We start from the raw sequence: 15444 nt of genomic DNA, 5'->3' as shown, positions 1-15444 counted from the left end.
TCGCGGCGAAAATCTTCTCATCCTGCGCAAACAGGAATCTTTATTTTCGCAATCCGGTGCGGGGCTTCACCACGCTCAACAACAAGACCCTGACGGTCTCAGGGAGTAAGTCGCCGCATCTCGGAATAAGGTTCAGCGGCGCCTTGGATGCGCATCCACCGGCGTGAACCATCATTCACACGGGTAACGCGCGCCGCGCGAATTGCCGGTCCGCCGCAACCGCGGGACACGCCGTGGATGATGAATTTGATCCGGGATGTTGACCGCCGGAATCGGCGCCACCGCGCGTTTAACCTTCGTTCTACAACCGCGGGGGGCAAGCGTGGGGACTGCAGAAACGCATCGGCTGCTGGTGCAGGCGGCCGAGCATTACAATGCAGGCAGCCCCCAGCGCGCAGGCATGCTGTGCGCCGACATTCTTGCAGCACATCCGCATCATTTGCCGGCGCTGCACCTCGCTTCCGTGATCGCCTTCGCGGAGGGCCGGATGGAGGACGGCCGCGAACTCCTCGGCCCGGTGCTCCGCCGCGATCCGAATCACGTGCCTGCGCTCTCCACACTTGGCGACGCGCTCGCCATCAAGGGTGAGGACGAAGGTGCTGTGGCTGTATTTCAGCGGGCGATCGCGCTGCGGCCGCTCGACGCAGGCCTCCATGGCAAGCTCGGTGTTGCGCTATCAGAGCTATCGCGCTTTCCCGAGGCGGAGGCGGCCTACCGCCGCGCACTCGCGCTCGATCCGAATCTGGTCCAGGCGCGTTTCAACCTTGCGACATCATTGGCCAAACAAGTCCGGGCGACGGAGGCCGAGCAGATGTACCGCGCCGTGATCGAGCGCGATCCCTGTCATCAGGACGCCTGGATCAATCTTGGGAATTTGCTCGCAGATCAGAACAAGCTCGAGGAGGCCGTGACCGCCTATCGCAACGCGCTCAAGGATGAGCCATGCGATCGCGACAGGCAGGTTTCTGACCGTGGTTCCAGCGCCGTCACGGCCCTGACCAACCTCGCCGGCTGTCTCTGTGACCTGGGGCAGCAGGATGAGGCAATGGACGCGTGTCAACACGCGCTGCGGCTTGGTGCGAACCATGCACCGGCCTGCACTAATCTCGGTATCATCCTCGACGCTCAGGGCCGGTTCAAGGACGCCCTCACCGCGCATCAGCGTGCCGTCGCCGCGGACCCAACCTACGCCAAAGGCCACTCCAATCTCGCTGTCACGTTGCGCATCGTAGGCGCACTGGACGAATCGCTCGCAGCGTCGCACCAGGCCGTGGCCCTCGATCCGGATGACCCGCTGGTCCGCTTCAATCATGCCCATGTTCTGCTGATGAACGGCCACCTAGCAAGCGGCTTCGAAGAGCTTCGCTGGGGCCACAAATGCAAGGAATGGTCGGAAGGCTATCCCGCCTTTGCCGAACCTGAATGGCAGGGCGAGTCGTTCGCGGGGCACACGCTGTTGCTCCATACCGAAGCGGGCCTTGGCGATACCTTGCAATTCGTTCGCTATCTGCCGATAGCCGCGCAGATGGGCGGATCGATCGTGCTGCAGGTTCAGCCTGCGCTCGTGCCGCTCCTGCGCACGCACCTGGACGTGACTGTCGTTGCCCGCGGCGAGCCGTTGCCGCGGTTCGATCTGCACTTGCCGCTGATCGGCTTGCCGCGCGTGTTTGGCACCACCCTCGACACCATTCCTGCCGCCATTCCTTATCTCCATCCGGATGCAGGGAAACTTGCGCAATGGCGCCAGGCTCTGGACGACGAGGCTTCGCTGAAGGTTGGCGTCGTCTGGGCCGGCAATCCGAGGCACAAGGGCGACCGCCTGCGCTCGCTGGCGGCGGAAAAGCTGCTGCCCCAGCTGGTGATGCCGGGTGTCAAGCTTTACAGCCTTCAGAAGGACACTCGCGCCGCCGATGCACAAGCCGTCGAAGGTCTGGGCCGGAACATCGTCGATCTGGCGCCGGCACTTGGCGACTTTTCCGATACCGCGGCCGCGGTCACGGCCCTCGACCTGGTCATCGCGGTCGATACGTCAGTCGCGCATCTGGCGGGAGCGCTTGGTCGTCCAGTCTGGGTTCTGCTCCCTCATGCCCTCGATTGGCGCTGGCTGCGTGACCGGGAGGACAGCCCCTGGTATCCAGGCATGCGGTTGTTCCGTCAGCGTGCGCCGCAGGCCTGGGATAATGTCATTGCGCGGGTGTCCGCGGAACTCGCCTGCGTGGTCAATAGCGAACGCGATCTCCTCTGGCCGCCCGGCGCCACCGGCAAGGTGGTTGGGGGATGACAGTGGCTGCAGTTGATCTGATGTTGGGTAAGGCCGCCGAACATTACAATGCGGGCCGCCGGGAGCCGGCGGCCGTTCTATGCGGCGATATCCTTGTCGCACGCCCTGACCACATTCCGGCGCTTCACCTTGCGTCCGTCATTGCTTTTTCAGCCGATCGCACGGCAGAGGGCATCGCGCTGCTCGGCCGCGTGTTTGGCCTGGATCCGGATTACGTGCCGGCGCTGGTGACGCTCGGCGACGCCTTGGCCGTCAAAGGTGAACGGGACGGCGCGCTTGCCGCATTCCAACGCGCCGTCACATTGAGGCCGCGTGACGCCGGCCTGCACGTCAAACTCGGCACCGCACTGGTCGATCTGATGCGTTTCGCTGACGCCGCTTCAGCCTATCGTCGCGCGATCGAGCTCGATCCGAATTTGGTTCGCGCACGCTTCAATCTTGCCATCGCTCTCGCGGCCGCCGGACGGCCGGCCGAGGCAGAGGAGGCTTATCGCGCCCTGATTGCACACAATCCTGCATACCCCCGCGCCTGGCGCAATCTGGGTCATCTGCTCATGGAGCAGCGCAGGTCCGATGATGCGACGGCCGCCTATCGCCAGGCCTTGGCCTTCGATCCGGACGATCCTGGGGTGCATGGCATGCTTGGAGCCGCACTCCATCAGCAAGCCAGGCTGAACGACGCGCTCGTCCATTATGGGCGGGCCGTGGAACTGGTCCCGAATGATATGGCAGCGCTGAAGCAGTTTGGGCGGGCCCTGCACGAGGCCGGACGCACTGCGGACGCGGCCGGGATCTATCGGGGGGTCACAACGATCGATCCGACTGACGTCACGATCCACAACAATCTCAGCGCCTGCCTGTGTGATCTCGGCAGGTTCGACGAAGCGGCGGCCGCCTGCGAGCGCGCACTGGCGCTCGATCCGGACTATGCCAAGGCGCATGTCAACCGGGGCGTCATTCTCGAACGGAAGAACGACATCGAAGCAGCGATCGGAGCGTATCGTCGTGCGATCGCGGCCGACCCCAACGACGCTGACGGTTATGCCAATCTCGCGGTCGCCCTGCACGAGACGGGAACGATTGAAGAAGCGCTTGCCGCCTCGCAACGCGCTGTTGCGCTGGCGCCGGAGCATCCGTTGATACGCAGCAATCTGGCAACGATCCTGTTCAGCAAGGGAGAGATCGACCAGGCGCTTGAGGTCTCGCATCGTGCCGTTGCGCTTGCGGCAGAGCATCCGCTGGTGCGCTTCAATCATTCGCATCTGCTGCTGATATGCGGCGATCTCCAGAATGGCTTCTTGGACTATCGTTGGAGACGTCGATGCACGACCTTGTTCAGCAGCATGCAGGATTTCAGTGCCCCGGAGTGGCAGGGCGAGCAGTTTATCGACCGGACGCTGCTGCTGTTTTCCGAACAGGGGATCGGTGACGTCCTGCAGTTCGTGCGCTATCTGCCGATGGTTGCGGCCCGGGGCGGGACAATCGTGCTGCACGTCCAGGCCACGCTGGTGCCGCTGCTGCAGCAGCTCCCGGGCATCACGGCGATTCCCCGCGGCGCGGCACTGCCGCCGTTCGACCTGCAGTTGCCACTGATGGATCTGCCGTACGTGTTCGGCACCACGATTGAGTCCATTCCATCCGACGTTCCGTATCTTCGTGCCGATCCGGCAAAAGTCGAAACCTGGCGCCGCGCTTTCCACAACGTAGCCGCGTTGAAGGTCGGGATCGTCTGGGCCGGGAGCCCGACCCACAAGGACGACCGGTATCGCTCGCTGGCGGCGGACGCGGTGCTGCCGCGCCTCGTCATGCCGGGCGTGCAGCTCTACAGTCTTCAGAAGGAGCCGCGGCCCGCTGACGTGCCGGTACTCGCCTCACTTGGTTCCGATGTGATCGATCTTGCGCCAGGGCTTGGTGACTTTGCCGACACCGCGGCCGCGGTGGCCGCGCTCGACCTCGTCATCGCAGTCGACACCTCGGTGGCGCACCTGGCTGGCGCCATGGGCCACCCGGTCTGGGTGCTGCTGCCTTATGCGCGGGACTGGCGCTGGCTGCGCGACCGCGAAGACAGTCCCTGGTATCCGGGCCTGCGACTATTTCGACAGGAGAAGCCGCAGGCCTGGGACGGCGTCCTGACCCGCGTGGCAGCGGAGCTTGGATATTTGGCGTCGGTACATGCGACCTGATGTCAGGCGAATTGCAGGGTAGATTGGCCGCCTGTGCGAGACCCTACCACTTGCAGAGATCCCGCATCCGCTGGGCAAAGCTCGCGATCTCGGTATCGATCGTCTGCACATTGCGGGACTGGTTCGGCCCGGTGTCGCAGCGGGCCATCACCTCGCGCTGTCCGCGGAGCGCAGTGATGTAGCGGCGGTATGATGCGCACTTCGCCGCATCAGTGCCCTGCACCGCGACCTTCTCGATGCCGGCGCGCGCCTTGCGCAGATTCTGATCCGCCGCAACGTGATCCTCGCGACAGCCGGCCATGGCGGTACCGGCCGTTAAACCTGCCATGGCCATCTGCGCCAGCAGCGCGATCCCCGCCGCGAACGTCGGACAGGACCTCATCCCAGATTCAATTCCTTGAAGAAGTCGTTGCCCTTGTCGTCGATGATGATGAAGGCCGGGAAGTCCACCACCTCGATGCGCCAGATCGCTTCCATGCCGAGTTCGGGATATTCCACCACCTCGACCTTCTTGATGCAGTGCTCGGCGAGGTTCGCCGCGGCGCCGCCGATCGAGCCCAGATAGAAGCCGCCGTGCTTCTTGCAGGCCTCGCGCACGGCAACAGCGCGGTTACCCTTCGCCACCATCACCATGGAGCCGCCCGCGGCCTGGAACTGATCGACGAAGGAATCCATCCGCCCCGCGGTGGTCGGACCGAACGCACCCGACGCATAACCGTCCGGGGTCTTGGCCGGGCCGGCGTAATACACCGGGTGGTTCTTGAAATAATCCGGCAGCCCCTCGCCCTTGTCCAGCCGCTCGCGCAGCTTGGCGTGCGCCGAGTCGCGCGCCACGATCATGGTGCCGGTCAGCGACAGGCGGGTCTTCACCGGATACTGCGACAGCGTCGCCAGCACGTCTTTCATCGGCTTGTTGAGGTCGATCTTCACGACCTCGCCGCCGAGCGCATTTTCCACCTCCGGCAGGTACTGCGATGGATTGTGCTCGAGCTCTTCGAGATAGACGCCGTCCCGGGTGATCTTGCCCAGCACTTGCCTATCCGCCGAGCAGGACACGCCGAGCCCGATCGGCAGCGACGCGCCATGGCGTGGCAGCCGGATCACGCGGACGTCGTGGCAGAAATACTTGCCGCCGAACTGGGCGCCGACGCCAAGCGACTGCGTCATCTTCAGGATTTCCTGCTCCATCTCGAGATCACGGAAGGCATGGCCGTCGGCCGAGCCTTCGGTCGGCAGCGCATCGAGATAGCGGGCGGACGCGAGCTTCACCGTCTTCATGGTGAGCTCGGCCGAGGTGCCGCCGATCACGATGGCGAGGTGGTACGGCGGGCACGCGGCGGTGCCCAGCGTCAGCACCTTCTCCTTCAGGAACGCCAGCAAGCGGTCGCGGGTCAGGATCGACGGCGTCGCCTGGAACAGGAAACTCTTGTTGGCCGAGCCGCCGCCCTTGGCCATGAACATGAACTTGTAGGCGTCATCGCCCTCGGCATAGATCTCGCACTGCGCCGGCATGTTGTTCTGGGTGTTCTTTTCCTCGAACATCGACAGCGGCGCGACCTGTGAATAGCGCAGGTTGCGCGTCAGATACGCGTCGCGCGCGCCCTCGGCCAGTGCCGCCTCGTCATCGCCTTCGGTGATGACGCGAAAACCTTTCTTGCCCATGATGATCGCGGTGCCGGTGTCCTGGCACATCGGCAGCACGCCACCGGCGGCGATATTGGCATTCTTGAGAAAGTCGAAGGCCACGAACTTGTCGTTGTCGCTGGCCTCCTTGTCGGCAAGGATGTTGCGGAGCTGCTTGAGGTGGCCGGGCCGCAAATAATGATTGATGTCGATGAAGGCGGCTTCCGACAGCGCCTTGAGCGCATCGCGCGACACCACCAGCATCTCCTTGCCGAGCACGGTCTCGACCCGCACGCCCTCGGCCGAGATCTTGCGGTAGGGCGTGTCGTCCTTGCCCAGCGGGAACAACGGTGTGTGCTTGTAGGGCGGTACAGTTGGGACTTTGGTGGGGGCGTTCATGGGCGGGCCTCGACAGGAAACGGATTGGCCGTCTTTCTAGGCTCTTTCCCGGCTCTTTTGAAGCGTTCAAAACAGCAGCCCGGCCATCCCGAAGAGACCTGTGGAGGCTGAAAAGCCAAGCCAGCGCAGGGGCTTGCGTTATACGCTGCGGCCGGGCTCTAATGCGCGTCCGGGAGTCTCATGGGTTTTTCATCGTTTTCTCCACAGCGCCGGCTTGCAGCCGGCTTCGTCGTGTTCGGCCTGCTGGTGCTGGTTGCACCCGCGGCCCGGGCGGACGCCTGCGACGACCTGGCCAAGCAGCTCAGGGGCCAGATCGACGGCCTGGCCGTCGGCAAGACCGGGGCGAACGTCATCAACCTGCAGCACCCGGCGGTGAAACGGGCGTCGCTGGGCTGCGCCAGCCGCAATGTCACCAACGAGGTGTTCGCCGCCACCGAGAGCCGCAAGCCGTCGGACGCGTTCTACGACTTTGTCGCCCGCGCCGCGGCGCTGGTGTTCACCATTCCGCGCAACGACGCGCTGAACGGCGCGGCCCGCTGCATCAAGCGCATCGGCATCTTCCGCGGCACCACCATCGCGACGCGCTATCGCCGGCTCGACATCCGCTGCACCGGCGGCAAGACCGGCACCACCGTCAGCATCTCGCGGGAGCGAGATATCTGACCGCAATCGCAGCGCGCGTTCGCCGTTGACGCCAACCGACTTCGGCTGCACCTTTGCGGGCTGTAATGAGGGGACACCGATGGTCGCAGTCTTTGTCGATGCCGAAGAAGCGATGGCGCAGGAATTCGAGCGCCAGTTCAAAGACGCCGATCCATCGGTGCGGATCCATCGCGATCCGGAAATCGCGCCTGAAGCGCTGCCCAAGATCCTTGCCGATTCCAGGATCGCGATCATCGATCACACACAGTTGCCGACGCCGGTGGCGAAGCAGTGCAAGACGCTGCAGCACGTGGTGTTCCTCGGCACCGGCGCACGCAGCTACATGAATCCGGAAGAGCTCGCCGAGCTCGGCATCACCGTGCACACCATCAAGGGTTATGGCGACACCGCGGTGGCGGAAGCGACCATCGCCCTGATGTGGGCGGCGGCGCGCGACATCGCGCTGATGGACCGCGAGATGCGTGGCGGACAATGGCTGCGCGAGGACGGCATGCAGCTAACCGGCAAGACGCTGGGCCTGATCGGCTTCGGCGGCATCGCCGCCGAGGTGGCGCGCATCGCCGGCGGCGGCGGCATGAAGGTGCTGGCCTGGAACCGGACGCCAAAGGACAAGGTGAAGGGCGTCACCTTCGTCGAGCTCGATCGCCTGCTCGCCGACAGCCACGTGCTGTCGCTGCATCTCCTGCTCAACGACGCCACCCGCGGCTTCCTCAATCGCGACCGCATCGCCCGGATCCGGCCCCGCGCGCTGCTGATCAACACGGCGCGCGCAGCGCTGGTGGACGAAGCCGCGATGATCGAGGCCCTCGCCTCGGGACATCTGCGCCACGCCGGCCTCGACGTGTTCAACACCGAGCCGCTGCCGCAGGATCACCCGCTGACCAAAGTCCGCAACGTCACACTGTCCGCCCACTCCGCCTTCCGCACCCCGGAAGCCAGCGAGAACCTGGTGCGTTCGGCGCTGGAGCATTGCCGGCGGATCGTGACGAAGGGGTAAGGCGGCCGCTTCGTTCTTCCGTGTGACGTCACCACACGACGTCCGCGGCACTTATGCCGCCTTTATATCGCCGCCCCGGCTCCCGTCTCGAATCCCTATGCGCTTGCCGCTTAAGTGCTCGGGATCGAGGAGCCGTGTCATGGTCCAGAAATTCGCAGCCGCCGCCCTCTCGCTGCTGGAGCGCGCCTTCGGCGTCGTGGTCAAGGCACTGACGGTGTTCATCACCGGCCGCAAGACGCCGGCCTATCATCCCTCACGATATTACATGCGCGGGCCCGGGCCGAAATGGATCGCCAAGCACGGCGTTACGAGTGCCCCGCATCCGAAGTTCGTGAGACATCGCAGCTCCCTCTGAAACGAACTTCGGATGCATCAGGGGCACTAGGGCCTGTCCTCAATTGAGCCAAATGATAGCAGCGGCGAGGTGGATTGCGGCAAGGAAATTTCTCGCAGTTTTATCGTAGCGGGTTGCGATGGCGCGATACTGCTTGAGTTTGCAGAAGAAGTTCTCGATGAGATGGCGCGCCTTGTAGGCGTCTTTATCGAAGTCGCGCTGGATTTGGCGGTGGCCTCTTGGCGGGATCACGACCGATTTTGCCCGGGCGAGTAACGGTTCGATCACCCGCTGGTCGGCATCGTAGGCCTTGTCTGCCAGCAAGGTATTGGCCGCCATGTCCGGCAGCAGAGCATCGGCGCCTTGCAAATCATGGGCCTGGCCGGGCGTAAGTTTGAACCCTAGCGGATTGCCCAGCGCATCGACGAGCGCATGAATCTTGGTGCTTAACCCGCCTTTGCTGCGCCCGAGCGCCTCGTCTTCGCCCGCTTTTTTTGCGCCCCGGCACTGTGCTGATGCGCCCGCACGATTGTGCTGTCGATCATCGCGTACTCATTGTCGGCATCGCTCGCCAGCATCTCAAACAACTTCTTCCACACACCGCTCTTGGCCCAGCGTGAAAACCTCGTGTGAACCTTGATCGGATCGCCAAAGCGCTCCGGCAAATCCCGCCAGGGAATCCCGGCGCGATAACGGTACAGCACCGCCTCGACAAACAGCCGATTGTCCTTGGCGGTGACCCCAACGTGCCCTTTGCGGCCGGGCAAAAACTCCTCGATCCTGTCCCATTGATCGTCCCGAAGGGCGTAGCGGCGCATCTGTCAGCTCCCGAATCAGCTGACTGCCTATGAATCACGCGATAATCTGCCGGGGAATCCTCTAATTGAGGACGGGCCCTAGCAAACCTATGAATATAGTACCGCTTTTCGATCTGAAGTTCCTGGGATGAGTTTGCCGCAAGTGATGTAGGAACTTCAGATCGGCGGTACTCGCGAGTTCTTCTCCTGCGCCAAACGCAGGATGTGAGCGGCATCGACGCCGGCTTGTCCGACGCGTGCGCAATACGGCGGTAACAGCCCGGGGCGACAACGAGGTCGCGCTCCGACCCATCGCGCGCGGAAATGTCCTCCCTGGCGCAGGTTCTCCGGTCCTGCCTTCTCGGCTATAATGGCTCCGGTGACCCCGTCCCCGCACGAGGCGACCGGCCGTCACGCATGCATATTTTCAGTTCTTTTGACTCAAACGATTTGGAGGCTGAAGTGTCCAACGAAGCAGCCAACGTCAAGATTTTGGAGGAAGCCTATCATCAGTGGCAAGAGACCCGCGGCGACAGCGTGGACCACTGGCTCGGCATCGTCGACGACGACATCCAGTTCGGCTCGCTCGCCGAGGGGGAAGCGCCGATGGCCTTCGCCACCAGCTATACCAGACGTGACCAACTCGGCGCCTACTTCACCGGGCTCTTGAACGACTGGAGCATGGTTCACTATACCACCAAGGAGTTTGTCGCGCAGGGTGACACGGTGGTGATGCGCGGCTCCTGCGCATGGACCAACAAGCGGACCAGCAAGACCGTGGAGACGCCGAAGATCGATTTCTGGCGCTTCCGTGACGGCAAGGCGGTCGAATACTACGAGTATTACGATACGGCAAAGGTCTACGCGGCGGCCATCTGAGCCCGCCCCCCGACGCAGCGCGCTGACGTCGGGACACGCCGAACTGTGCGGACTGAATTCCACTCGCAGGTCACTCCTGCGTGTGTTTGCGCATGCATGACGCGCGCTTGTCGCTTTCGCGCGCACGCGGACCCGCGTACACTCGGGTCATGATCATCGCTGCGCAATCGTGATGGAATGATGCAATCGAAACCGCCGGCCGCAAGCGCGGCGCTTGCAAGCTTCGCGGCACGCGCGCGCTGGCAGGATTTCCCCGAACCCGTGCGGCAGGCCACCAGGCGGTCCCTGCTCAACGGGCTGAGCACTGCACTGGGTTCGGCCCATGATCCGGCTGTTGACGCCATCGCGCGCACCCTGCGGACCTTTTCCGGTCCCGAGCAGGCTACGCTGATCGGCCGGCGCGAGCGTATGGACGCGGCTAGTGCCGCGTTCGTCAACGCGGTCGCGATCAACCTGCTCGATTTCGACGACACCCACATGCCGACCATCATCCACCCCACTGCCCCGGTGGCGCCGGTCGCACTGGCGCTGGCGGAATGGCGAGGATTGTCCGGCCTGCGCCTCCTGGAATCCTTCGCCATTGGCGCCGAGATCGAATGCCGCATCGGCCTCGCCGTCACCCCCGGGCACTATGCCCGCGGCTGGCACATCACGTCGACCTGCGGCGTGTTCGGCGCGGCTGCAGCCGCGGTCAAGCTGCTTGATATCGACGATGAGCGCACGGCCAATGCGCTCGGCATCGCCGCAAGCCTCTCCGCGGGGCTGGTCGAGAACCTGCCCACCGCCGCCAAGAACGCCGGCGTCGGCAATGCCGCGCGCAGCGGACTTCTGGCCGCGCTGCTCGCCGGCAACGGCCAGCGCGCGGCAGCCACTGCCCTCGAAGGCCCGCTCGGCTGGGCCCGGGCGACCGGCGACGAGCCGGATGTGACAGCACTGACCGGCGATCTCGGCAGGCGCTGGGAATTTGCACGCAATACCTTCAAGCCGTATCCCGCGGGGATCGTGATGCATGCAGTGATCGATGCCTGCCTGGCGTTGCGAAGCGAGCATGCGCTCGATCCCGGCCGCATCGCCTCCGTCACAGTGACCGGCGATGCCCTGCTGCTGGCGCGAGGCGACCGCGTGGTCACGAACGACCGCGACGCCCGTGTCAGCATCCACCACTGCGCCGCGGTGGCGCTGCTCCATGGCGAGGCCGACGTGCGGGAATTTTCCGAGACGATCGTATTCGATCCCGTCGTTGTGGCGCTGCGCGGCAAGGTGCGCGCCGAGCTCGATCCGTCGATGCCGGTCGGCGCGGCCTGCGTCGCCATCAAGCTGACCAGCGGCCGCAGCGTGACGCACACCGTTTTAAATGCACGGGGCAGCCTGGAGCAGCCGCTGTCCGATGCCGATATCGAAGCCAAGCTGCGCAAGCACGCCAGTGCCGGCGCTCCCGGCTGTGATGCCGATCGCATCATCGAGGCGGTGTGGACGCTGGACCGGGATGATGAGGGTTTGAGCCGGCTGATCGCGGCGATTGCCTGAGCTTGGAACAAGTTAGCCGTCACCCTGAGGTGGCCGTGCGCAGCGCGGCCCTCGAAGGGCGACGGCCAATTCTTAAGAAGATTCGGCCGTTCATCCTTCGAGGCTCGCCGCGCGATGCAAGCGCACCGCACAGCTCGCACCTCAGGATGACGGTTAACATGATCCAATCATGGCTGATAACCCCTACGCCGCCGACCATCCCCCATCGACCGGAAGCACCGTGCCCGTAATATCGCGCGCGGCGTCGCTGCACAGGAAGGCCACGGTGGCGCCGACGTCTTCCAGCTGGACAAAACGTCCGCTGGGCTGGCGCTCCTTCATGTAGTCGCGCGTGGCGTCCTCGCGGGAGATGCCGCGCTGCGCGGCCAGCGCATCGATGCGTCCGAGAATCGCCGGCGTCGGCAGCGATCCCGGGCTGACCGCATTGCAGGTGATGCCGGTGCCGGCGGTCTCCAGCGCCACCGCGCGGGTCAGGCCGAGGATGCCGCTCTTGGTGGTGACGTAGTCAACGCGGTCGCGCGCGCCGCGTTGTCCATAGTGCGAGGACATGTTGACGATGCGGCCAAAATCCCGGGCACGCATGCCCGGCAGGGCGAGGCGGATGATGTGGAACGGCGCGGTGAGATTGACCGCAAGCGATCGCTCCCAGTCGGCAGCGGCGAACTTTTCGACCGGCGCGAAGTGCCTGACCACGGCGTTGTTGACCACGATATCGGGACCGCCGAACCTTTGATGGATTGCAGCCATCAGGCCCTCGATGGCGGCGAGGTCGGACAGATCGGCCTGATGGTAGATCACCGTCGTGCCGTGGCTAGCTTCCAGAGCCGCGCGTTGAGGCTCGACGACTGCGGCCTCCTCGATCCCGTGCAGCACGATGTCACAACCCGCCGCCGCAAGGCTCCCGGCAACGGCAAGGCCGAGACCGCCGCCCGATCCGGTCACCAGCGCCGAGCGTCGCGACGCGGTCATGATCAACCCTGCCGCGGCGCGACGTCGAGCCGCACCGCGATGCCGTCGAGCTCCGCCGACGGCGGCGGATAGAGCGACATCACCAGCGGATCATGGCCGGGAATGACGTGGTCGTCGCTGTCGGCGAGGCCGCGAATGGTGTTGAAGCCCTCCATCATTTCGCCGACATGATAGACAGTCGGGAACGGCTGCCCCTGCCGGAAATTGCGATAATAATGGCTGGCGTCGGAGGCGATCACGACCCAGCCGCGCCGGGTCCACACCCGCGCCACCTGCAATCCGGCGGAATGGCCGCCGACCTTGTGCAGCGTCAGCCCGCTTGTCAGCTCGGCAAAGCCATCATGAAATGCCACGCGGTTGGCATAGACATGCCGCACAAAGCCGACCACGTCCTCCACATCGTAGGGATGACGCAGATACGGATGACACATGCAGCGACCCGTGGCGTAGGACGCTTCCGTATCCTGGCAATGAAAGCCGGCGCGCGGAAAGGCACCGAGCGAACCGGCATGATCATAGTGTAGATGAGTCAGGATCACCTGATCGACCTGTCCGGGATCGATCCCCAGCGCCCGCACGCCCTCGGCCGGTGGACGCAGCATGGTGCGCCCCCGCTCCGCCGCCGAAGTCGCATTGAAACCGGTATCGATGACATAGACCCTGTCCGACCGCTTCGCGACCCAGACGAAATATTCGAGATCCGTTCCCGCCTCGTGCGGATCGGCGCCGATGACATTGTCGGTGGCGCGGCGACCGGTGTGACGGCCGTAGCGGATGGCGAACAGATCGAAAGGTTCTGGGGTGGTCATGTGGGATTCCTGATGACGCTATCGGCGATGCAAGCTGAAGTCTTCGAGTGACGCCGACATCTCGCCGAGACGATGAGTTGTTCCCTCCCCCCTTGTGGGGGAGGGTTAGGGAGGGGGGTGAGTGTGGCGTCGCAGCGTATCGGATCAACTGTTTCCAGCGACTCGCGACGTCCGAATACGGGATACCCCTCCCGCCCTCCCCACAAGGGGCAGGGCTGTCCCGGAATGATTCACTATGCCGCAGCGCATGCCCGGCGACTCCAGCGTGAACCGGATACTTTCTGGTTGTCGAGACACAGAAAAGGGCCGGGCATGCAATACGTGAATAGCATCTTTGGGGAGCTCCTCAAACCGATTGATCGACGACAATTTCGGGAAATCGTCGAGCGACATAACGGTAATGCCTACGACAAGACGTTCAAAAGCTGGGATCATCTTGTGGCGATGGTGGGCGCCCAATTGGGCGGGGTCACGAGCCTGCGCGCTGTGGAAGCGACCTCTAAGGCAAACTCCCATCAGCATTATCATTTGGGTGTAGGCAAGACCCTCGCTCGACACTCTCGCGTGCGAATGCACGTCGTCCGGTGAGTATTTTCGCGGAAACTTTCGCGATGCTGGCAAAGAAGGCCGATCGACACACGCGGGTGGAAGGGGCCGAGATGGTTCGGTTGATCGACTCGAGCCCGGTGCCGTTGGGCAAGATGTGCGAATGGGCCGAATGGAATGGCCGTATCCGCGGCCTGAAGATGCACGTCGTCTATCATCCAGGGAACGATGTCCCGCGTTGTGTCGAGATTACGCCGGCGACCGTCAATGACGTCGAGATCGGCCGTCAAACGGAGCTGGAAGCCGGTGCGACCTACGTTTTCGACAAGGGCTATTATCACTTTGGCTGGTGGAAGAAGATCAATGCTGCCAAGGCTTTCTTCGTCACCCGCGTCAAGGTGAACACGCGCTTGCGCATGACAAAGTCCCGGTACGTGCGCAAGACCATAGGCGACGGCTTCAGAGTCATCGCCGATGCCAATGTCTCGCTCGCCAGCAAGGGCGATTCCAGTCTGCCGATCCCATTGCGACGCATCAAGGTCAGGCGTGACAAAGGGGAATGATCACTCTCATCACCAACGATCTCGAACGCACGGCAGTCGAGATTGCGGCTCTCTACAAGAGCCGCTGGCAGATCGAGCTCCTGTTCCGCTGGATCAAGCAGCATCTCAACCTCCACAAGTTCATGGGCAAGAACGACAACGCCATTCGGCTGCAAATCATAGCCGCGATGATCGCCTATCTGCTCCTGCGCCTCGCGCGGCGTCTGAATTCCTTGCCGATGCTGCAGCTACGTTTCGCTGAGCTCGTTTGCCAACGCCTGTTCATGCGAAAACCGATCGCAGAAATTGACACCCCGCCACCCGTCAATCCGAGCAGGCCAAAACCCAGGTTCTCTCCCGATCAGCTGGGGTTCACCTATGCGTGATTTTTCCCGGGACAGCCCTGCACAAGGGGGGAGGGAGCTGAAAGGTCGTGGTCTTGGCATGAAGACGTCCGTGCCTGCCGTCCTCAGCCCTTGGCCTCCGCCTCGATCTGCGCAAACACCTCGCGCGCGGTGCGGAACGAGTCCACGCCGGCCGGCACGCCGCAATAAATCGCGACCTGCAGCAGGATCTCGCGGATCTCGTCCTTGGTGACGCCGTTCTTCAGCGCGCCCTTCAGATGCAGCCGCAGTTCGTGATTGCGGTTGAGCGCGCTGAGCATGGCGATATTGAGCATGCTGCGGGTCTTGCGCGGCAGGCCGTCACGGCCCCAGACATAACCCCAGCAATATTCGGTGGTGAGTTCCTGCATCGGCATGTTGAAGTCGTCGGCACTCTCGAACGACTTCTCGACGAATTCCTTGCCAAGCACGTCCTTGCGGATGGCGAGACCACGATCGAAGATTTCCTTGCTCATCAGATTTTTCCTTGCATTGAGCTACAATTGCCATCC

General features: G+C 63.6%; 12 protein-coding genes and 2 pseudogenes. 8 read left to right on the top strand and 6 right to left on the bottom strand.

Annotation, left to right across the window (positions count from 1 at the left end; translation table 11 throughout):
• Positions 1-256: 256 nt before the first annotated feature.
• Positions 257-2281: a tetratricopeptide repeat protein gene (locus RS897_RS25850; RefSeq protein ID WP_315831554.1), complete on the top strand. Its 2025-nt coding sequence runs from the start codon at positions 257-259 to the stop codon at positions 2279-2281.
• A complete protein-coding gene (locus RS897_RS25845) occupies positions 2278-4464 on the top strand; it encodes a tetratricopeptide repeat protein (RefSeq protein WP_315831553.1) in 2187 nt (728 codons plus the stop codon). Before RS897_RS25850 ends, RS897_RS25845 begins: the two co-directional genes overlap by 4 nt.
• 43 nt (positions 4465-4507) lie before the next feature.
• On the opposite strand, the gene RS897_RS25840 is transcribed toward RS897_RS25845, so the two are convergent.
• Entirely contained in the window at positions 4508-4846 is a 339-nt protein-coding gene (locus RS897_RS25840; RefSeq protein WP_315831552.1) for a hypothetical protein, read from the bottom strand.
• On the bottom strand, positions 4843-6486 hold the full coding sequence (locus RS897_RS25835) for a fumarate hydratase (RefSeq protein WP_315831551.1): 1644 nt from the start codon (positions 6484-6486) through the stop codon (positions 4843-4845). Before RS897_RS25835 ends, RS897_RS25840 begins: the two co-directional genes overlap by 4 nt.
• A gap of 180 nt (positions 6487-6666) precedes the next feature.
• Between RS897_RS25835 and RS897_RS25830 the strand changes: the two genes are divergently transcribed.
• The 3 genes from RS897_RS25830 (at position 6667) to RS897_RS25820 (ending at position 8501) form a co-directional block, all read left to right on the top strand.
• Positions 6667-7149, top strand: a complete 483-nt coding sequence (locus tag RS897_RS25830) for a hypothetical protein (RefSeq protein ID WP_315831550.1) — start codon at positions 6667-6669, stop codon at positions 7147-7149.
• A gap of 79 nt (positions 7150-7228) precedes the next feature.
• Complete coding sequence (locus tag RS897_RS25825; RefSeq protein WP_315831549.1) at positions 7229-8146, top strand: NAD(P)-dependent oxidoreductase; 918 nt, start codon at positions 7229-7231, stop codon at positions 8144-8146.
• 139 nt (positions 8147-8285) lie between these two features.
• Positions 8286-8501, top strand: a complete 216-nt coding sequence (locus RS897_RS25820) for a hypothetical protein (RefSeq protein ID WP_315831548.1) — start codon at positions 8286-8288, stop codon at positions 8499-8501.
• A gap of 39 nt (positions 8502-8540) precedes the next feature.
• Here the strand turns inward: RS897_RS25820 and RS897_RS25815 are convergent.
• Positions 8541-9298: pseudogene (locus RS897_RS25815) on the bottom strand (IS5 family transposase).
• Positions 9299-9739: 441 nt separating this feature from the next.
• Between RS897_RS25815 and RS897_RS25810 the strand changes: the two are divergent.
• Together RS897_RS25810 and RS897_RS25805 are read left to right on the top strand one after the other, a co-directional pair.
• Positions 9740-10156 (top strand): nuclear transport factor 2 family protein, encoded by a 417-nt coding sequence (locus RS897_RS25810; protein ID WP_315831547.1) that lies wholly within the window; start codon positions 9740-9742, stop codon positions 10154-10156.
• Between the two features lie 177 nt (positions 10157-10333).
• Complete coding sequence (locus tag RS897_RS25805) at positions 10334-11683, top strand: MmgE/PrpD family protein (RefSeq protein WP_315831546.1); 1350 nt, start codon at positions 10334-10336, stop codon at positions 11681-11683.
• Positions 11684-11866: 183 nt separating this feature from the next.
• On the opposite strand, the gene RS897_RS25800 is transcribed toward RS897_RS25805, so the two are convergent.
• Positions 11867-12652 carry an SDR family oxidoreductase gene (locus RS897_RS25800; RefSeq protein ID WP_315831545.1) on the bottom strand — a complete coding sequence of 262 codons (786 nt, stop codon included), beginning with the start codon at positions 12650-12652 and terminating at the stop codon, positions 11867-11869.
• Between the two features lie 2 nt (positions 12653-12654).
• On the bottom strand, positions 12655-13461 hold the full coding sequence (locus tag RS897_RS25795) for an N-acyl homoserine lactonase family protein (protein WP_315831544.1): 807 nt from the start codon (positions 13459-13461) through the stop codon (positions 12655-12657).
• A gap of 312 nt (positions 13462-13773) precedes the next feature.
• On the opposite strand from RS897_RS25795, the pseudogene RS897_RS25790 reads away from it, so the two are divergent.
• Positions 13774-14935 (top strand): annotated as a pseudogene (locus RS897_RS25790) (IS4 family transposase).
• Between the two features lie 83 nt (positions 14936-15018).
• Here RS897_RS25790 and RS897_RS25785 read toward each other — a convergent pair.
• A complete protein-coding gene (locus tag RS897_RS25785; protein ID WP_315831543.1) occupies positions 15019-15408 on the bottom strand; it encodes a carboxymuconolactone decarboxylase family protein in 390 nt (129 codons plus the stop codon).
• Positions 15409-15444: the final 36 nt, after the last annotated feature.

Origin of the sequence: Bradyrhizobium prioriisuperbiae (genome assembly GCF_032397745.1) — a bacterium.
Taxonomy (GTDB): Bacteria; Pseudomonadota; Alphaproteobacteria; order Rhizobiales; family Xanthobacteraceae; genus Bradyrhizobium_A; species Bradyrhizobium_A prioriisuperbiae.
The sequence above is the reverse complement of the archived record's forward strand: the minus strand, read 5'-3'. Positions and strand labels throughout refer to the sequence as shown.